Genomic DNA, 17,618 nt, shown 5'->3' on the forward strand with positions numbered 1-17,618 from the left:
CTGATCTTTTGTGGTTCACGGCCGGCTGAGCCCGCTGGGCCAGTGTTCCAGTCGCGGCGGCGCGGACACACCGGGTTTCAGGGCCGCCAGGATCAGGCGCAGGGGCGGCCAACCGGTTCGGCCCCGTCGGGTGACCGCGTAGGCGGTCATCACGGCGCCGGGACCGGGGAGCGTCAGCACGGTGACCCCGGGGCGGGTTCGCCGATGCAGCGGCAGCAGGCCGACGCCGTAGCCGTCGAAGATCAGATCCTCGACCAGTTCGAGGCTGTCGATCTGGTGGGCGATGCGTGGGGTGAAGCCGGCCAGCGAGGCAACCGTCCGGACGGCGATCTCGTCAGCGCTGTTGCGGGAGTTGACGATCCACGGCACGTCGGCGTAATCGGAGGGCGCGAAAACCTCGGGTGCCGGCTCGGGCACGCCGAGACCCCAGCGGGCCGACCACAGCGCGACCGACTCCAGGACGCTGTCGAGCCCGGCCGGTGCCAGGTTGTAGTCGTAGGTCAGCGCGAGGTCCAGGTCGTCGTCGGCGAGCAGCCGGAACGCCTCCACCGGCTCGAACTCACTGATGATCACCTCGATGCCGGGGTGACTCCGGCCGAGGTCGGCCAGCACGGGCAGTAACGAGACGCGGATGCCGGTGGCGAAGCCGCCGACGCGGACCGTTCCACGCGGCTCGGCCCCCGGGTCCAGATCGTGCAGGGCGGCGTCGACGCCGGCCAGGATCTCCACCGCGTGCTCGGCCAGCCGGCGGCCCGCCGGCGTGAGACGCACCCGCCGGCCGTCCGGCTCGATCAGCTGGACGCCGGTGTCCCTGGCCAGCGCGGCCAGCTGCTGGGACACCGTGGAGGTGGTCAGGTGATGCGTATCGGCCACCGCCCGCATCGAACCGAGCCGGGACAACGCCAGCAGCAGTCGGAGGCGGCGGAAGTCCACGGGCTCGATTGTTCACGATCAATGAACGGTATGTCCAACATAATCACGTGGACATGAATGATCTGACGGGTCTTGAATGGCAGGCATGCCCCACAACCCCGCCCGGACCGGCTCTCTGATGGCCATCGCCTCGATGGCGTGCGTCCAGCTGGGCCTGGCGGTCGCCGTCCTGCTGATCGACCGGATCGGCGCCGCGGGCACGGCGTGGCTGCGGCTGGCGTTCGCCGGCATCATCCTGCTGCTGATCGCCCGTCCTCGGCGGTCGGATTTCACCGCCCGCACCTTCGCCGCGTGCGTGCTGCTGGGCGTCGTGACCGCGGGGATCACCATCCTGTTCATGATCGCCGTGTCGCACATTCCGCTGGGCACGGCCAGCGCGCTGGAGTTCCTGGGGCCGCTGGCCGTGGCCGTCGCGGCGGGCAGCGGGCGGAACCGGCTGATCTGGCCCGCGCTGGCCGCCGTCGGGGTGGTGCTGCTGACCGAGCCGTGGAGCGGCAGCGTCAACCCGACCGGAATCCTGTTCGCCCTGGCCGCGGCGGTCTGCTGGGGCGCCTACATCCTGTTGACCCAGCGCGTCGGCGACGGGGTCGACGGCATTGCCGGCCTGGCGGTGTCGATGCCGGTGGCGGGTCTGGTCGCCACGGCGGTGGTCGGGCCGTCCATCGTGACCGCGCTGACCCCCGAGCTGATCCTGATCGGCATCGGCCTGGCGATCCTGTTGCCGGTGGTGCCGTTCATCCTCGAACTGTTCGCGCTGCGCCGGCTGACCACCGCGGCGTTCGGGACACTGATGAGCCTGGAACCCGCCTTCGCGATGATCCTGGGCCTGATCGTGCTGGCACAGGTACCCGGCCCGCTGGCCATCCTGGGTATCGCCCTGGTGGTGGTGGCCGGCGTCGGCGCCGCACGGTCGGGGGCCCGGGTGGAGCAACCCCCGGTGCCCGCCGCGGCCACCGCGTGACACCATGCCGGAATGACCGAACGCCCCGCACATTTCACCGCGATCGAAGGCGGGTTCCAGCCCACGGCCTACGCGCACAGTCACTGGGGTGAGGATCATCTCAACGGCCCGGCGGTCGTCGGGCTGGCGGCGCGCGCCCTCGAACTGGATCACGGTTCCCCCGACTTCCTGCCGGCCCGTCTGACGGTCGACCTGTTCCGCGCGGCCCGCGGGGTCACCACCACGATCGCCACCCGGCTCGTGCGCGACGGCAACCGGGTGCGCAACGCCGAGTGCGACGTCCTGCAGGCCGGCCTCGCCGTCGCGCACGCGACCATGGTCTGCTATCGGCGCTCTGCGCCGCCGCCGGGTGAAGAATGGTGCTCCACAACGGAATTCGGCTATCCGGACGGCCCGCTGCCCGGCCCCGACGAGTTCACCGGGCCGTATGTGGCCAGCGAGCGACTGGGCTGGACCCGGGCGATCGTCGAGCATCAGAACGCCGAGCGCACCCGCTTCCTGGACCGGCCGATCGACGTGGTCGCCGGGGAGCCGAACACCCCGTTCGTGCGCGCCGTGATGATCGCCGAATCGACCAGCCTGGTGACCAATGTGGGCACCCGCGGAATCGGTTACATCAACGGCGATCTCACCGTCGGGTTGGCGCGACTGCCACTCGACGACTGGGTCGGAACGCTGGCCGACTCGCACTGGACCGCCGACGGAATCGCGGTGGGCACCGCGACGCTGTTCGACCGGCAGGGCCCGTTCGGGTCCGGAATGGTGACCGCCGTGGCCAACCCCACGGCCCAGATCGATTTCGCCACAACGCGATTCGGGGGAATGCGGCTGCAGTGATCGCGGCCCGCGAGCGGCCGCTCTTGTACAGCTGCAGCGGCGTGTCGCTGTACAGACACGGACGCTCGCGGGGGGTTTGGTGCAGATGGTGGGGCCGGGGGCCGGGGGCCGGGCCTAGCCCCACTCATGATTCATCGCCCGTGAATCGAGGGCGGCATCGGGCGACTCGGCCCGCGGCACCCGCCCGGTCAGGGCGATCAGCACCGTCGCGAGCCCGGCGGTCACCGCCCCGGCGGCGAAGATCCCGACGAACGCGGACTCCGACGGGATGCCGGCGGGTCCGGCGTGCCCGAGCAGCACCGCCACGATGGCCGCGGCCACCGAACTGCCCACCGTCCGCGCGATCGCGTTCACCCCGGTGGCCACGCCGGTCTCGCCCGGTCCGGCCTCGCCGACGACCAGCGCCGGCAGCGCCCCGTAGGCCAGGCTGATGTAGGCGTTGGTGGCCACGCCGGCGACGATCACCTGCCACGGCGCCGAATGCCACAGCGCCAGCGCGGTGAACCCGACGACCCCGGCGGCGGCCCCGGTCATCAGCACCGGGCGCGCGCCGAACCGGTCGATGAACCGACCACTGGCGGTCGCGGTGACGAATCCGGTCAGCGCCCCCGGCAGCAGGAACACCACGCTGGCGTGCAGCACCGACGACGAAAAGCCGTATCCGGCAACCGAACGCGGCATCTGGACGAACTGGGTCAGGCCGAGGAACCCGAAGTACAGGCCCATGCCGACGAAGACCGTCGCCAGGTTGGTCAGCAGCATCGCCCGCCGGGCCAGCATCCGGGTGGACACCAGCGGATGGGCGCGGCCGCGCTCCCAGATCCACCAGCAGCCCAGCACCGCGGCGCCCACCGCGGCGCACCCGAGCGTGCGCGGCGCGGCCCAGCCCCACGCGTTGCCCTGCGTGATGGCCAGCAACAGGGCCGTCAATCCGGCCGCCAGCCCGAACGCGCCGAGCCAGTCGATGGTGCCGGTGCCGGACCCCGGACGGGCCGGGACCCATCGCGCCACGACGGCGAGCACCAACACGGTGAACCCCAGGCTCAACCAGAACACCCGGTGATACCCCGCCGAGCCCGACATCAGCAGGCCGGTCACCACCAGACCGGTACCCCCGCCGAAACCGAGCGTGCCCGACAGCACCGCCAACGCGCCGACGATGCGCTCCTCGGGCAGTTCGTCGCGCAGGATCGCCACGCAGATCGGATAGAGCGAGAACGACACGCCCTGCAGCACGCGGGCGACGATCAGCCACAGCAACGACGTCGTCACCGCCGCCAGCAGCGAACCCAGCGCCACCACCAGCAGGACCGCCATGAGCACGCGTTTCTTGCTGTACAGGTCCGCCAGTCGCCCGATCAAGGGGGTGGCCGCCGCAGCGGCCAGCAGGTTGGCCGTCACCGCCCAGCTGACCGCCACCGAGGACACCCCCAACTGATGTGCGATGACCCCGAGCACCGGCACCACCGCGGTCTGCAGCAGTGCGACGGTGAGGGCGGCCAGGCTCAGGGCGGCCACCAGCACGCCGGTCGACGACCGGGTTTCGGTGGCGGGCATGGTGATGAGTATGTCGGGCCGCCGCCGTGGTCGAATGGTCGGCATGGATCCCCACACCGAACGTCCGTTGACCGCCGCGGTGTTCACCGGCCACCGGCCGACCGCCGCCGGCGACCTGTCGGTGGAGACCCATGGCATCGCACCGATCCCGGAGACGGAACGGTACGGCCGTCCCGGTCGGATGTTCACGGTGTGGTTCGCGCCGCAGATCACCATGACCGGCGTGTTCACCGGCACGCTGGCGATCACACTGGGGCTCGGCTTCTGGTTGGGTCTGCTCGCGATGACCATCGGCACCGTCGTCGGATCGCTGGCAGTGGCCTATCTGTGCACCTGGGGACCGCGGACCGGGACCGCCCAATTGCCCAACGCGCGCATGGCTTTCGGGCCGACGGTCGTGCTGCCGGCCGCCCTACAGTGGGTGTCGTCGGTCGCCTGGGACGGCCTGGTGGGCCTGTTCGGCGGTGAGGCGATGGCCCGGCTGCTGAACATCCCGTTCCCGGCCGCCGTGCTCATCGTGCTCGTCCTGCAGGGCGCGGTCGGCTTCTTCGGATACGAGTTGATCCACCGGGTCCAGGCGGTCCTGACCGTGGTGCTGCTGGCGACCTTCGTGGTGTTCGCGGTCAAGCTCGTCGGCGGCCATGAGGTGATCACCGCGCCGGCCGCCCACGGCGCCGATCTGGCGGGCGCCTTCGTCCTCGAGGTCACCATCGCGCTCAGCCTGGCGATCTCCTGGGCCAGCTACGCCGCCGACTTCAGCCGCTATCTGCCCGCGCAGTCGTCGTCGCTGCGGGTGTTCGCGTTCAGCTTCGCCGGGATCGTGTCGGCCTACGTGTTCGTCCAGGGTATCGGGATTGCCGGGGCGGACCTGCTGTCCGACCAGACCGCCGACGGTGTGCACACGGTGATGGGGGGCGGCGTGCTGGGGGCGGTGGCGCTGCTGGCCATCGCCCTGGCCTCGGCCGGATCCAGCGCGATGAACGACTACAGCGGATCGCTGGCGCTGCAGACCCTGGGCGTGCGGGTGCGCCGGCCGGTGTCCGCGGTGGTGGTCACCGTGTTGGCGTTCGTGTTGATCATGTGGCTGCATGCCGGTGACGCCGGCACCCGGATCACCCGGTTCACCGATGTGCTGCTGCTCGTGGGCTATTGGATCCCGGCGTTCGTCGCGATCGTGGTCGTGGACTGGTGGATGCGGGCCGACGGGCGCCGCAGCTTCAACCCGGCGACCGAGCCCACCGCCGGCCCGGATGCCGCCGCCGCCGTCGTGGCGTTCGTCCTCGCCTACGGCGCAGCCGTGCCGTTCATGAACACCTCGCTGATCCAGGGGCCGGTGGCGCGGGCCTGGCACGGCGCCGACGTCGCGTACTTCGTGAACTTCGCGGTCGCGCTGGTGCTGTACGGCGGGTGGCGCGTTATTTCCGCGCGGCGGAAAGCATCTCGTCGATAGCGACGATCTTCACCCGGGGGCGCGCTGTGCCGGCGCCGCGATCGCGCTCGGCCGCATCGATGCCGCGCCAGCCCGCCCAGTCGACGGGTGCCAGCCCGCGGTCGGCGAGCAGGGCCCGCAACCGGTCGCGCCCGCCGGTGTCCGTGCCGCTACCCAGGACCCCGGCGTCGAAGTCCTCGAACAGGTGGTCCACGGTCTCCTCGGCGCACGTCCGGTTGGTGCCGATGACCCCACGGGGCCCGCGTTTGATCCAGCCGGTGACGTAGACCCCCGGGACCGGCCGGTCCGCCGCGTCGAGCACCCGGCCGTCCGCGTTGGGCACGATGCCGGCGGCCTGATCGAATTCGAGGTCACCCAGCGGCGCGCCGCGGTAGCCGATGGAACGCAGCAGCAGCGAGGTCGGGATGTCCTGCACGGCACCGGTATCGGTGCCGGTGACCCGCAGACCGGTCACGGCGTCGGTGCCGAGCACCTCGGTGGGCGTGGCCAGGAACTTGAACACGATGCGCTTGTTGCCCGGAGTGGCCGGGCGGGCGGCGTGGGCGCGCGCCGCCGCCAGCTTGATTGCGGTCTCGACGTCGTCGGCGGGGTCCGCGCTCGGATCGTCGCCATCGATCACGACGTCGATACCGTCGAGGTGGCCGAGTGCCAGGAACTCGCCCGCCGAGAACGCCGCGGCGCGCAGACCGCGTCGAGCCACGATCACGACCTCACGAATATTGCTGTGCGCCAACGCATCCAGGGCATGCTGGGCGATGTCGGTGTTGGCCAGCTCGACTGCGGGCATCAGCAGGATGCGCGCGGCGTCCAGTGCGACGTTGCCGTTGCCGACGATGACGGCCCGTTCGCCGGACAGATCGAAGGCGCGGTCGGCGTGATCCGGATGCCCGTTGTACCAGCCGACGAACTCGGCCGCGCCGTGATTGCCGGGCAGTTCCTCGCCCGGGATGCCGAGCTGGCGGCTGTGGGAGGCGCCGACCGCGTAGATCACCGCGTGATGGTGTGCCATCAGATCCGCATGGGTGAAGGTCTCGCCGACCTCGACATTGAGGTGGCAGCCGAACCGTTTATGGGTGAATGCCCGCTCGAACAGCTTCACCACGGACTTGGTGTGCTGGTGGTCGGGTGCGACGCCCGCTCGGACCAGGCCGAACGGGGTGGGCAGCCGCTCGAAGAGGTCGACCTCCACGCCGTCGACCGCCAGCAGTTCCAGTGCGGCGTAGCACGCCGCGGGTCCGGCGCCGACCACCGCGACGCGCAACGATCCCGCCGGCACCGGCGCGTGCGGTTTGCGGGCCGGCCCGGCATCCGGTTCGAGGGGGTGCTGGCGGAAGTAGGCCGCGTTGATCTCGCGGTAGGCCTCGAGCTCGGCGGTCAGATCGTCCTCGTAGTGGATGGCGCCGACGGGGCACTCCTCCATGCAGGCCCCGCAGTCGATGCAGGACTCGGGATCGATGTAGAGCATCTCGGCGTCGGTGTTGCCCACTGGCCGGATGCAGTCCACCGGGCAGACGGGCACGCAGCTGGCGTCCTTGCAGCAGTTCTGCGTGATCACGTAGGCCATGATGGTTCTTCCTCCGACATTACTGGACAACTGTCTAGAACTATAGATGGTCGGTCGGCCGCGCTCAACCCGGCGAGCGTCCGGGTTTGTACGTCTGTGGCGGCGTGTCGCTGTACAAACACGGACGCTCGCGGAGAAGGGTCACAACTGGAGGGCGGCGAGTTTGGTGGCGAGGCGTTCGACGTGGCTGGCGATGTCGTCGGGGGATTTGTCGGGTAGGCCGAAGAGGACTTCGGTGACGCCGAGGTCTTTCCAGTGGGCCAGTTTGTCGGGGTCGGGTTTGAAGTCCAGGGCGACGATGGTGGGGGTGCCGTCGCGGTCGGCGCCGGCCCAGGTGTCGTGCAGGAGTTTGACGGAGTCGTCGATGACGAAGTCGCGGGGGGTGGTGATCCAGCCGTCCGCCGAGCGGGCGATCCATGTGAAGTTCTTCTCGGTGCCGGCGGCGCCGACGAGGACGGGGATGTGGGATTGGATGGGTTTGGGCCAGGCCCACGATGGGCCGAAGTCGACGAATTCGCCGTGGTACTCGGCGACTTCGTCGGTCCATAGGGTGTTCATGGCTTCGAGGTATTCGCGCAGCATGGTGCGGCGCCGGGCTGGGGGGACGTTGTGGTCGGCCAGTTCGTCGGTGTTCCAGCCGTAGCCGACACCGAGGGTGACGCGTCCGCCGGAGAGGTGATCGAGGGTGGCGATGGATTTGGCCAGGGTGATGGGGTCGTGTTCGACGGGGATGGCCACGGCGGTGGAGAGCCGCACGCGGGTGGTGACCGCGCAGGCGGTGCCCAGGGCGACCCAGGGGTCCAGGGTGCGCATGTAGCGGTCGTCGGGCAGGGTTTCATCCCCGGTGGTGGGGTGTGCGGCGTCGCGGCGGGTGGGGATGTGGGTGTGCTCGGGGACGTAGAAGGTGGTGAAGCCGTGGTCGTCGGCCAGTTTGGCCGCCGCGGCGGGGGTGATCCCGCGATCACTGGTGAACAGCACGAGCCCGAAATCCATTTGGTCATACCAACTTTCGATAAGTGTGCAGGTCAGGAGATGGAGGCGCCGAGGATCAGATCGACGGAGTCGTCCAGTTGTGCCGAAATCTGTTCGTAGGTAAGGAATCTCGCGCTCATGAGCGCACCCGCGAAGGTCAGTCCGAGGGTGTGCTGGACCGACGGGCGCAGACCGCGACCGAGCGCGCTGCGCAGACGACGGGCGACCTCGCCGACGAATTCCGTGCGCACCGCCTCCACTGCCGGTTCGTCGGCGAGCATCGCGGTGGCACACGCGGCCGCGAGTTCAGGTTCCTCGGCGGTGGCCAGCAGCATCCCGCGCAGGGCCGCCTTCACCCGGGCTCGCGGGTTGTCGGTGCTGAATGGTTGTGGCGCAACGGTTTTCAGCGTCTCCAGGTACAGGGTTGCCACCAGAGCGTTCTTGGAGGGGAAGTAGGTGTAGGCGCTCGCGGGGGACACCCCGGCCCGCGCGGCAACCGAGCGCATGGTGAGGCCGGAGAAGGACGCGACCCGGAGTTCGGCGGCGCCGGCATCGAGCAGCCTGCGGATCGTCTGGGCGGGCCGGCGATCGGGCCGCCGGGGCGCGGCCGTCTCGATAGATCTGGACATCTGTCCAGTATAACCGAGACTCAGGTGGCCAGGGGAGAGGGCGGCCCGGGTTTGGCGCCGGCCGCGTCACGGCGCCGGGCCGCCATGCCGGCGAGCGCCTCGAACGCCACCCGGTGCGCGGCGTTCACGGTCAGCTCGGCGTGGTCGTAGGCCGGGGCCACCTCGACGATGTCGACCCCGGCCACGTCGTGCTCATGGCAGAGCTGGCGCACCATCCGCAGCAGGTCGGCGCTGGTGATCCCACCGGGCTCGGGGGTGCCGGTGCCGGGCGCGTGCGCCGGATCCAGCACGTCGATGTCGACGGACACGTACAGCTTGTCGGCCTTGGCCAGGGCTTCGTCGACCGCGGTACGCATGACCTCCTTGAACCCGCGCTCCCAGATCTCCTGCATGGTGTGCCACACCATGCCCTGTTCCTGCATCCACTCGAAGGTGTCCTGCGGGGGCCAGTAGCCGCGCAGTCCGACCTGCACGAAATGCGTTCCGGGCACCGCGCCCGACTCGATGAGCCGACGCATCGGGGTGCCGTGGCTGGCCAGGTTGCCCTCGATGATGTCGGCGGTGTCGGCGTGGGCATCGAAATGGACGATGCCCACGTTGCCGTAGCCGTGCACGTCGGCGACCGCTGTGGCCGCCGGCCAGGTGATCGAGTGATCGCCGCCCAGGATCAGCGGCACGATGCCGCGCGAGGCGATGGTGTGCACCCGCTCGCGAATGTTGGCGTGCGACACGTCGGTCTGGCCGTGCGGGCAGTACGCGTCGCCGAAGTCGACGACCTCGAGCCAGTCGAAGATCTCCAGCCCCAGATCCATGTGATAGGTGCCGGGCTCGTAGGCGGTGGCGCGGATGGCGCGCGGGCCGAACCGCGCACCCGGCCGGTTGGTGGTGCCGACGTCGAACGGCGCCCCGACCACCGCCACGTCGGGCTTCCACGAATCCAGCTGGGCGGCTTCGGTCAGGAACGGCCGCTGGCCGAAGGACACCATCCCGGAGTAGGCGATCTCGAGTTGCTCGATCATTCCCGGGGGCAGTTCGCGCTCGTGATCGTGGTCGTGATGGTCAGAGCCCATCGACCGACCCTACTGCGCCGGCGCGGGCCGGTAGCAGGCTTGCACCGAAGCGGGGTAACCGATTCCGTGCAACAGCACGCTGCCGAGCACCACCACCGTCGTCACCAGCAGGACCCGGGTTTCGTGGCCGGCGTCCAGCACGTTGTAGGACAGCAGGCCGAACACGATCGACGGGGTGCCGCGGGGACCCAGCCAGCCGACCATCGCCCGGTCGCGCAGATCGAAGCCCGATCCCGTCAGCGCCAGGACCACCGGCGCCACCCGCACCGCGGTCAGCGCCAGCACACAGAACAGCAGCGTGCGCCAGGGCACCCCGTCGGCCAGCGCCAGCACCGACGCGCTGCCGAAGACGAACCACATCGCCAGGGTGAGCAGGAAGCCGATGTCGTCGAGCAGCTCGAGGTCGCGCTGCAACTCGCCGGTGGCATGCAGGTAGTGGAAGGCGATACCGCAGACGAACGCGGCGACGAAGCCGTTGCCGTGCAGCCCGACGCTCACGCCGTGGCTCAGGATGGGCGCGATCACCAGCAGCACCCGCATGGACTGCGCGGTCATCAGGCCGCGGCGCTGGGCCAGATTGCTCAGCGCCGCCAGGGCCGCGCCCAGCGCGGCGCCCACCACCACGGCGACCACCGCGTCGGGCAGCGCGTGCCGTAACGCCAGCCCGGGCGCCGACCACGGGGCGCCGGTGTCGTCGTCCGAACCGGATTGCGACCCGGCCAGGGCGAGGGCGAACACGAAGACCGGCGAGACGATCCCGTCGTTGTAGCCCGCCTCGACGTTGAGCAGGTTGCGAACCCGTTCGGGAATGCGGGTGTCCCGCAGGATCGCGGCGGCCGGCGCGAAATCGGTCGGCACCACGATGCAGGCGATCAGCAGCAGCACCGCCAGCGACATCCCGGGCAACAGCCACGCACCCAGCAGCACGGCGAAACACATGCTCAACGGCAGAGCGATCAGCAGCATCCGGGCCGCCGCGCGTGGGTTGCGGCCGAACAGGCCACCCCGGACGTCGGTGGCGTCGACGAACAGCAGGATCGACAGGATCAACTCGGCGGCGTGCTCGGTGGCCCGGGCGTTGAGCGTGGTGGCCAGCGCGTCGTGTGTCGACAACCCGACCAGGACGCCCGCGCCGACGAAGACGATGGGAACGGTCAGGCGGCGTCGTTCGAAGCCCTTGGCGACCAGCGCCCAGCCGGCGATCACCAGGCTCAATGCGACCAGGGACAGCAGCACGCTGCGATCCTGCCATTCTCGGCGCGTATTGCCCGGTTGTACGCGGCGGACATGAGACGGTGAATGGACTATGGACAAGCGCGATCCCGCCGGGCACCAGGAACTGCCGGACGCCCACGACTACATCACCTATGAGCAGTGGGGCCGCAGATTCTTCGAGGTCGCGGTCACCGAGGAGCGGGTCGCGGCGGCCTTTGCCGCCATCGCCGGCGATCAGTTCGAGCTGGGCCCGATGGGCCAGGGGCCGGGCCGGATCGCCAAGGTGACCGCGAAGGTCACCATCGGGGAGCCCAAGGCAACGCGCCAGCTCGGCGACACCATCACCTTCGACATCCGCATCCCGCTCGAGATCGACCTGTTGGTGGACCTGCGCCTGGACAAGCAGCGGTTCAACGTCGACGGCGAGGTGGCGCTGCGGGCCACAGCGCGGGCCGCCGAGCCGCTGGCGCTGGTGCTCGAGGTCGCCAAGCCGCGGCCGACGAACATCAGCGTGCACGTGTCGACGAAGTCGATCCGCGGCGAGATCCTGCGGATCATCGGTGGCGTCGACGGCGAGATCCGTCGCTTCACCGCCGCGCACGTCGCCGCCCAGATCGACGCGCCGGAGTCCAAGGAGGCTCAGGTGATCGACGTGGCCGGGATGATCGATTCGACCTGGACCGGGATCTGAGCGCTCACCGCCACAGGAACCGGGCGCAGGTGGTGCGTTAACCTGTCAGCACCACGACACTTGCCGGGTTCAGACTGCAGCTCGCGAGATCGATGTGTGATACACAAATCTGCGAAAGCCCAACGAACGGGGTGCGTATTGAACGCCCAGCAAGATCCTTCTTCGGCGAAGGCCGAGGCGGTGACCTTTGCCGTCGGTGAGAAGACGGTCGGCAACGTCGTGGTGCTGTCGGTGCGCGGTGCCATCGACATGCTCACCGCGCCCCAATTGGCCGACGGGATCCGGGCCTCGCAGGGCCGGGGTCCCAAGGTCGTGATCGTCGATCTGTCCGAGGTCGACTTCCTGGCCTCGGCCGGAATGCAGGTTCTGGTGGCGGCCAACGAGAATGCCGGTCCCGACGGGCGCCTCGTGGTGGTCGCCGACGGTCCGGCGACCAGCCGGCCCCTGAAGATCACCGGCATCACCGATTTCATCGCCCTCTATCCGACGCTCGACGAAGCCCTCGAGAACGTGGCGGTGTGAGCTTGCGGGTATTGGGTAGTCACTAGGCACCATGGACGCTCCGGATCGGCCTTCGCCCATCGCAGATGCTCGGTTCGTCCGTGAGGTCGATGCGGATGCGCGTGCCGTCGCCGGGGTGAGGAACCAGTTCGCCCAGTGGATCCGGAGCCATCTGGTCCTCGATGAGGAGCGGGTCAGCGATATCGTGCTGGCCGTCAACGAGGCGCTGGCCAACTCCGCGGAATTCGCCTACGTGACAATGGCGGAGCCCGGTACGGTGTCCGTCGAAGCGGTGCACAGCGCCGTCACCGGCAGCCTGGTGGTGGTGATCGCCGACCACGGCGTCTGGTACGACGAGGACCCGACCGAGCGCAGCCGTACCCGCGGCCGTGGCATCTCGCTCATGGAGACGCTGTCCGACGACGTGACCTTCGAACGGCTGGCGGACGGAACCCGGGTCCGGCTGCTGTTCGCCGACTGTGCCGCGGTGCCGAAGCTGCCCGGCGCCCTGTCGGAAGCCTGAGCTTGGCCGTCGAACCGGACGGGGTTGCCGGCTGGAGTTCGGTTGCGCAGATCATGTCCACCGCCCGCACCATTCGCCGGTTCACCGCCGAACCCGTCGCCGACGAGGTCCTGGCCCGCTGCCTGCAGGCGGCCACCTGGGCGCCCTCGGGTGCCAATGCCCAGGGCTGGCGCTTCGTGGTGCTGCGGTCGGCCGAACAGCGCGCGGTGGTGGCCGCGGCCGCCGCGCGGGCGCTCGAGATCATCGAACCCGTGTACGGCATGACCCGCCCGGGGCCTGACGATCACGGCCATCAGGCCAGGAACAATCGCGCGACCTACGAATTGCACGACCGCGCGGGCGAATTCACCTCCGTCCTGTTCGCGCAGAAATCGTTCCCGACGGCCTCGGAGTTGCTGCTGGGCGGCTCGGTCTTCCCGGCCATGCAGAACTTCCTGCTGGCGGCCCGGGCCCAGGGCCTGGGCGCCTGCATGACCAGCTGGGCGTCGTACGGCGGCGAACAGCTGCTCCGCGACGCGGTCGGGGTGCCCGACGACTGGCTGCTGGCCGGGCACATCGTGGTCGGCTGGCCGCGCGGGCGGCACGGCCCGCTGCGCCGGCGGCCTCTGGCGCAGGTGGTCAACCTGGACCACTGGGACGCGCCGGCCACCGATCTACTGGGTGGCGTCTGACACGGCGCGCTCGTTGGCGATCATCTCGTCGAGGGCGGCGCTGTCGCGGGCCAGGGCCACGGCGCCGGCCACCATCGCGGCGACGGCCACCGGCAGGGCCAGAATGGCCGGGCCGTGCACGGTCAGCTCCTCGCCGAGCACCAGGATGCCGAGCAGCACCGCGACGATCGGCTCGAGGACCAGCATGGTCGGCACGGAGGTCTGCAGTGCGCCGGCATGGAACGCCGACTGCTGCAACACCGTTGCCACCACCGACACCAGGACCAGCAGGTACGGCGCGGGGGTGGACAGCAGTGCGGCGGGGCCGCCCGTCTCGAACCGGTGTGTGCTGACCTTGGTGAACAGGGCGACCATCCCGAACATCACCCCGACCGCGACGGCCAGCAGGACCGCGCGGCGGTCACCGCGGGCGCGGACGGCACCGGCGATGCACCCGGCGATCAACGGCACACACACCGCCGCGATGACGATCCACGACAGGGTGGTGGGTTCCAGGTGGCCCGCCCTGGGCTTGCCGACCAGGACGAAGACACCCAGGCCGGCCGTCAGCAGGACCGCCCAGCCCCATTCCGCCCGGGTGACCCGTGTCCGTGCCACCCGGGCGCTGATGGGCAGTGCGAACAACAGGCTCGCCACCAGCAGTGGCTGCACCAACAGCAGCGACCCGAACGACAGCGCCAGGGCCTGGAACGCATAGCCCAGGACCGCGGTCCCGGTCCCGGCCCACCACATCGGGTTGCGCACCAGCGACCTGAACATCGAAGCGCTCATGCCGTCCTCGGCGGGCACGTGCCGGGTGGCCAGCTGGCGCACGACGATGCCGACGGCCGCGCACAGGGCTGCCAGCAGCGCCAGCAGCACCACGAGCGCCTGCGTCACGGCGCAGCTCCCAGGGCGTTCATGGGGCTGCCGGGTCCGATGAACGCCGCCGGCATCCGGACTCGGGGGAGCGGCACCATATCTCTATTTTGTCCCGAAGATGCGGTCCCCGGCATCTCCGAGACCCGGCAGGATGTAGGCGTTCTCGTCGAGCTGGCGGTCCACCGCGGCGGTAAAGATCGGGACGTCGGGGTGCGCCTGCCTCATTGCGGCGATACCTTCCGGACAGGTCAGCAGGCAGACGAATTTGATGGACCGAGGTCCGTGCTCCTGGAGCCGGTCCACGGCGGCCACCGCGGAGTTGCCGGTGGCCAGCATCGGGTCCACCACCACGACGTCGCGCTCGTGCAGATCGCCGGGCATCTTGAAGTAGTACTCAACGGCCACATGGGTTTTCGGGTCGCGGTACAGGCCGATGTGGCCCACCCGGGCGCCCGGGACCACGCTCAGCATGCCGTCCAGGATGCCGGTGCCGGCGCGCAGGATCGAGACGAACACCAGCTTCTTACCGTCCACCACCCGGCCCGTGGTGGTCTCCAGCGGGGTCTCGACCTCGACCTCGTGGGTGGGTAGGTCGCGCAGCACCTCGTAGGCCATCAACGTCGATATCTCGGTCAGTAGACGGCGAAAACTGTTGGTGGAAGCGCTCTTTCGTCGCATGAGAGTGAGCTTGTGCTGCACCAGCGGGTGATCGATCAGATGTACGTGCTCGTTCGCGTCCACGCCAGCCTCCTAGAAAACCGTACCGTCGCTGCGGATGGTCAGCGGCGGCAGTCCGTCGCGCAGCTGCTGGGCCAGCGCCCGGCCGGTCGCCCACGTTCCGCCCTCGAGCACGCAGGCCAGCGGCAGATCCGTGCCGAGATGTGCGCAGACCCGTCCGGCCAGCTCGTCGAGCAGTGCGACGGTCAGACCCCGCCACTCCACGATCAGTTCGTCGGCCGGGGTCCAGGTCCGGTCGGCCCACTGCGGATCCCGCAGCCGCAACACGCCCGTATCGAGCATCAGTCCGCCGTTTCGGTACTCGGGCAGCCCGGTCAACTCGTCGAGTCCGGTGACCTCGACACCGGACCACGCGAACGGTTCGAGCAGCGAGTAGGTGACCCACTGCGACAGCTTGTGCAGCGGGAGCCACTGCACCGCCGGATGCGGCCAGCAGTCACCGAGGGGAACACCGTCGATGCTGTTGGACGCCGGCCAGATCCCCGACAGCGACACCAGCAGATAGGACAGGATGTCGTGTGCGCGAACCGGTGTCGCGCTCAGGACGTCGAACATCGCCCCCGGCCGGTCGCCCGATCGGCCGAGCACATCGCCCAGCCGGTGCAGCAGATCGATACGGCCATCCAGACCGACCACGGGATTGTCGTCGTCGACCTGCAGGGCCGCCGCCAGGCGCGCGGTGTCCAGGGCACGCAGGCCGGCCGCGTCGACCCGCAGCGGGTCCGCCGGATCCGACGAGAACGCCCCGGCCATGAACGCGTGAAAACTGGCGACCGCCAAGCCTTCCGAACGGGTGAACGTCCGGGTGCCCTCCCGATAACGCCAATCGGGGCCGGCCCCGGCGTCGAGCAGGACGCTGATGACCGTCAGGTCGATCATGGCGCGGGCCCGGGCTGCGGTATCGCGGTCGGCCAGTGCCGCGTCCAGATCGGCCCGCCGGTCGACGCCGCCGGCCGCGAAGTGTCGCCAGCGGCTGTGGTACGGAATCGCCAGGTCGGGGTAGTTGGTCCGGGTGACGTCGGCAACCGCGGCCGCCGCGCCGTCCAGCGCGTCGTCGTGCACGGTGAACCAGGAGGAGTCCCCGGCGCGGGCACGCGCCAATAACCGGCCCGCGCGCTCGCGGATGGTGTCCGTTCGGCGCAGTTCTGCGATGGCTCCAGGTGCACCCGGCGGGATGTCCAGCCTGTTCACCCGGACAGGCCCCGGCCCTTGGCCTTCTTGAGTTCGTCCGCGTCGGGCACCGGGCCGGGGGTGAAATATCCGGCCGCCATCTTCGCGTCGATCTCCACACGGGCGTCCGGCGGGATCAGCTCGTCCGGGATGTTGACGCGCTCGCCCACCTCGATGCCCGAGCCGGTGATGGCGTCGTACTTCATATTGCTCATCGAGACCAGCCGGTGGATCTTGGTGATGCCCAGCCAGTGCAGGACATCGGGCATCAGCTCCTGGAACCGCATGTCCTGCACCCCGGCAACACATTCGGTCCGGGTGAAGTAGGCCTCGGCGGTATCGCCGCCCTCCTGACGCTTGCGGGCGTTGTAGACCAGGAACTTGGTGACCTCGCCGAGGGCGCGGCCCTCCTTGCGCGAGTAGGAGACCAGCCCCACACCGCCGCGCTGGGCGCCGCGGATGCACTCCTCGATCGCGTGGGTCAGATACGGGCGGCACGTACAGATATCGGAACCGAAGACGTCGGACCCATTGCACTCGTCGTGCACCCGGGCGGTCAGCTCGACGCTCGGTTCGGCCAGGTCGTGCGCGCTACCGAAGATGTACACGGTCTGCCCGCCGATCGGGGGCAGGAACACCTCGAGATCCGAACGGGTGACCAGCTCGGGATACATCCCGCCGGTCTCCTCGAAAAGCGCTCGGCGCAAGGCGGTTTCGGTGCAGCCGAATCGCTCGGCCACCCCGGGCAGGTACCAGACGGGTTCGATGGCGGCCTTGGTGACCAGGGCCGCGCCGCCGGGCAGCAGCACTTGGCCGTCGGGCTGGAGTCGACGGCCGCTGATAGCTTCTACGACCTCCGGCAGGATGACATGGGCCTGGGTGATCGCGATGGTGGGCCGGATGTCGTAGCCGCCGGCCAGCGCCCCGGCGAACACATCGGCCACCGCCGCCCCCCAGGGATCCAGGCTGACGATCTTGGTGGGGTCGGACCACTGCGGGTACGGCCCGATGACCGCGGTGGGTGTGGTGTTGGTCAGATCGGCCTTGTGTTCGCGGGACAGCGATCCGGCCGCGACGGCCAGGGCCCGGTACACCCCGTAGGAACCGCTGTGGGTCCCGATGACGTTGCGGTGCGCCCGGTTGGTGGTGGTCCCGACGATCGGGCCGCGGCCGGCGGCGGTGCCGGCACCCCAGTGGATGGCCGGCGCGTGCATCCCGGCGTTGTGCGAGGTCAGCCGGATGTGCGAGGCGCGACTGGGATCGGCGGACGTCATG

General features: G+C 69.8%; 18 protein-coding genes. 7 read left to right on the forward strand and 11 right to left on the reverse strand.

The features are described 5' to 3' along the window. Nucleotides 1-15: 15 nt before the first annotated feature. A complete protein-coding gene (locus U0R18_RS01355; RefSeq protein WP_526365182.1) occupies nucleotides 16-933 on the reverse strand; it encodes a LysR family transcriptional regulator in 918 nt (305 codons plus the stop codon). An 85-nt stretch (nucleotides 934-1,018) separates the two neighbouring features. Here U0R18_RS01355 and U0R18_RS01360 point away from each other — a divergent pair, with 85 nt between their 5' ends. Both U0R18_RS01360 and U0R18_RS01365 read left to right on the forward strand, forming a co-directional pair. Next, entirely contained in the window at nucleotides 1,019-1,894 is an 876-nt protein-coding gene (locus U0R18_RS01360; RefSeq protein ID WP_526365184.1) for an EamA family transporter, read from the forward strand. Nucleotides 1,895-1,906: 12 nt separating this feature from the next. After that, nucleotides 1,907-2,731 carry an acyl-CoA thioesterase domain-containing protein gene (locus U0R18_RS01365; RefSeq protein WP_526365186.1) on the forward strand — a complete coding sequence of 275 codons (825 nt, stop codon included), beginning with the start codon at nucleotides 1,907-1,909 and terminating at the stop codon, nucleotides 2,729-2,731. A 114-nt stretch (nucleotides 2,732-2,845) separates the two neighbouring features. Here U0R18_RS01365 and U0R18_RS01370 read toward each other — a convergent pair whose 3' ends face one another. Beyond that, a complete protein-coding gene (locus U0R18_RS01370) occupies nucleotides 2,846-4,288 on the reverse strand; it encodes an MFS transporter (RefSeq protein ID WP_526365188.1) in 1,443 nt (480 codons plus the stop codon). 43 nt (nucleotides 4,289-4,331) lie between these two features. On the opposite strand from U0R18_RS01370, the gene U0R18_RS01375 reads away from it, so the two are divergent. Further along, complete coding sequence (locus U0R18_RS01375) at nucleotides 4,332-5,738, forward strand: purine-cytosine permease family protein (protein ID WP_526365190.1); 1,407 nt, start codon at nucleotides 4,332-4,334, stop codon at nucleotides 5,736-5,738. Here the strand turns inward: U0R18_RS01375 and U0R18_RS01380 are convergent. The 5 genes from U0R18_RS01380 to U0R18_RS01400 all read right to left on the reverse strand — a co-directional run bounded on the left by U0R18_RS01380 (nucleotide 5,704) and on the right by U0R18_RS01400 (nucleotide 11,209). Then, complete coding sequence (locus U0R18_RS01380; RefSeq protein WP_526365192.1) at nucleotides 5,704-7,302, reverse strand: FAD-dependent oxidoreductase; 1,599 nt, start codon at nucleotides 7,300-7,302, stop codon at nucleotides 5,704-5,706. The genes U0R18_RS01375 and U0R18_RS01380 overlap by 35 nt on opposite strands. Nucleotides 7,303-7,443: 141 nt before the next feature. After that, entirely contained in the window at nucleotides 7,444-8,295 is an 852-nt protein-coding gene (locus U0R18_RS01385) for an LLM class F420-dependent oxidoreductase (protein ID WP_526365194.1), read from the reverse strand. 32 nt (nucleotides 8,296-8,327) lie between these two features. After that, a complete protein-coding gene (locus U0R18_RS01390) occupies nucleotides 8,328-8,903 on the reverse strand; it encodes a TetR/AcrR family transcriptional regulator (RefSeq protein ID WP_526365196.1) in 576 nt (191 codons plus the stop codon). A gap of 20 nt (nucleotides 8,904-8,923) precedes the next feature. Then, nucleotides 8,924-9,922 carry an agmatinase gene (gene speB / locus U0R18_RS01395; protein WP_526367351.1) on the reverse strand — a complete coding sequence of 333 codons (999 nt, stop codon included), beginning with the start codon at nucleotides 9,920-9,922 and terminating at the stop codon, nucleotides 8,924-8,926. Between the two features lie 60 nt (nucleotides 9,923-9,982). Continuing rightward, nucleotides 9,983-11,209, reverse strand: coding sequence for a cation:proton antiporter domain-containing protein (locus U0R18_RS01400; protein ID WP_526365198.1), 1,227 nt, complete (start codon nucleotides 11,207-11,209; stop codon nucleotides 9,983-9,985). Between the two features lie 70 nt (nucleotides 11,210-11,279). On the opposite strand from U0R18_RS01400, the gene U0R18_RS01405 reads away from it, so the two are divergent. The 4 genes from U0R18_RS01405 (at nucleotide 11,280) to U0R18_RS01420 (ending at nucleotide 13,574) form a co-directional block, all read left to right on the forward strand. Next, nucleotides 11,280-11,879: a hypothetical protein gene (locus U0R18_RS01405; protein WP_526365200.1), complete on the forward strand. Its 600-nt coding sequence runs from the start codon at nucleotides 11,280-11,282 to the stop codon at nucleotides 11,877-11,879. Between the two features lie 138 nt (nucleotides 11,880-12,017). Further along, entirely contained in the window at nucleotides 12,018-12,401 is a 384-nt protein-coding gene (locus U0R18_RS01410) for an STAS domain-containing protein (RefSeq protein ID WP_526365202.1), read from the forward strand. Between the two features lie 31 nt (nucleotides 12,402-12,432). Further along, nucleotides 12,433-12,903 (forward strand): ATP-binding protein, encoded by a 471-nt coding sequence (locus tag U0R18_RS01415; RefSeq protein WP_526365204.1) that lies wholly within the window; start codon nucleotides 12,433-12,435, stop codon nucleotides 12,901-12,903. A 53-nt stretch (nucleotides 12,904-12,956) separates the two neighbouring features. Beyond that, nucleotides 12,957-13,574, forward strand: a complete 618-nt coding sequence (locus U0R18_RS01420) for a nitroreductase family protein (RefSeq protein WP_526367353.1) — start codon at nucleotides 12,957-12,959, stop codon at nucleotides 13,572-13,574. Here the strand turns inward: U0R18_RS01420 and U0R18_RS01425 are convergent. The 4 genes from U0R18_RS01425 to U0R18_RS01440 form a co-directional block, all read right to left on the reverse strand. Next, entirely contained in the window at nucleotides 13,557-14,453 is an 897-nt protein-coding gene (locus U0R18_RS01425; RefSeq protein ID WP_526365206.1) for a DMT family transporter, read from the reverse strand. The two genes, U0R18_RS01420 and U0R18_RS01425, sit on opposite strands and share 18 nt — an antisense overlap. A gap of 84 nt (nucleotides 14,454-14,537) precedes the next feature. Further along, on the reverse strand, nucleotides 14,538-15,176 hold the full coding sequence (gene upp / locus U0R18_RS01430; RefSeq protein WP_526365208.1) for a uracil phosphoribosyltransferase: 639 nt from the start codon (nucleotides 15,174-15,176) through the stop codon (nucleotides 14,538-14,540). A gap of 9 nt (nucleotides 15,177-15,185) precedes the next feature. Continuing rightward, nucleotides 15,186-16,364: a DUF1688 family protein gene (locus U0R18_RS01435; protein WP_526365210.1), complete on the reverse strand. Its 1,179-nt coding sequence runs from the start codon at nucleotides 16,362-16,364 to the stop codon at nucleotides 15,186-15,188. Beyond that, nucleotides 16,361-17,617 carry a GTP cyclohydrolase II gene (locus U0R18_RS01440; RefSeq protein ID WP_526365212.1) on the reverse strand — a complete coding sequence of 419 codons (1,257 nt, stop codon included), beginning with the start codon at nucleotides 17,615-17,617 and terminating at the stop codon, nucleotides 16,361-16,363. Before U0R18_RS01440 ends, U0R18_RS01435 begins: the two co-directional genes overlap by 4 nt. Nucleotide 17,618: the final 1 nt, after the last annotated feature.

It is taken from the genome of Mycobacterium sp. (genome assembly GCF_046330795.1).
Classification (GTDB): domain Bacteria; phylum Actinomycetota; class Actinomycetes; order Mycobacteriales; family Mycobacteriaceae; genus Mycobacterium.

Excerpts from the sequence above, each read along its gene's own strand:
- U0R18_RS01360 (WP_526365184.1), top strand. The coding sequence starts at position 1,019 with ATGCCCCACAACCCCGCCCGGACCGGCTCTCTGATGGCCATCGCCTCG.
- U0R18_RS01365 (WP_526365186.1), top strand. The coding sequence starts at position 1,907 with ATGACCGAACGCCCCGCACATTTCACCGCGATCGAAGGCGGGTTCCAG.
- U0R18_RS01370 (WP_526365188.1), bottom strand. The coding sequence starts at position 4,288 with ATGCCCGCCACCGAAACCCGGTCGTCGACCGGCGTGCTGGTGGCCGCC.
- U0R18_RS01375 (WP_526365190.1), top strand. The coding sequence starts at position 4,332 with ATGGATCCCCACACCGAACGTCCGTTGACCGCCGCGGTGTTCACCGGC.
- U0R18_RS01380 (WP_526365192.1), bottom strand. The coding sequence starts at position 7,302 with ATGGCCTACGTGATCACGCAGAACTGCTGCAAGGACGCCAGCTGCGTG.
- U0R18_RS01385 (WP_526365194.1), bottom strand. The coding sequence starts at position 8,295 with ATGGATTTCGGGCTCGTGCTGTTCACCAGTGATCGCGGGATCACCCCC.
- U0R18_RS01390 (WP_526365196.1), bottom strand. The coding sequence starts at position 8,903 with ATGTCCAGATCTATCGAGACGGCCGCGCCCCGGCGGCCCGATCGCCGG.
- speB (WP_526367351.1), bottom strand. The coding sequence starts at position 9,922 with ATGATCGAGCAACTCGAGATCGCCTACTCCGGGATGGTGTCCTTCGGC.
- U0R18_RS01405 (WP_526365200.1), top strand. The coding sequence starts at position 11,280 with ATGGACAAGCGCGATCCCGCCGGGCACCAGGAACTGCCGGACGCCCAC.
- U0R18_RS01415 (WP_526365204.1), top strand. The coding sequence starts at position 12,433 with ATGGACGCTCCGGATCGGCCTTCGCCCATCGCAGATGCTCGGTTCGTC.
- U0R18_RS01420 (WP_526367353.1), top strand. The coding sequence starts at position 12,957 with ATGTCCACCGCCCGCACCATTCGCCGGTTCACCGCCGAACCCGTCGCC.
- U0R18_RS01440 (WP_526365212.1), bottom strand. The coding sequence starts at position 17,617 with ATGACGTCCGCCGATCCCAGTCGCGCCTCGCACATCCGGCTGACCTCG.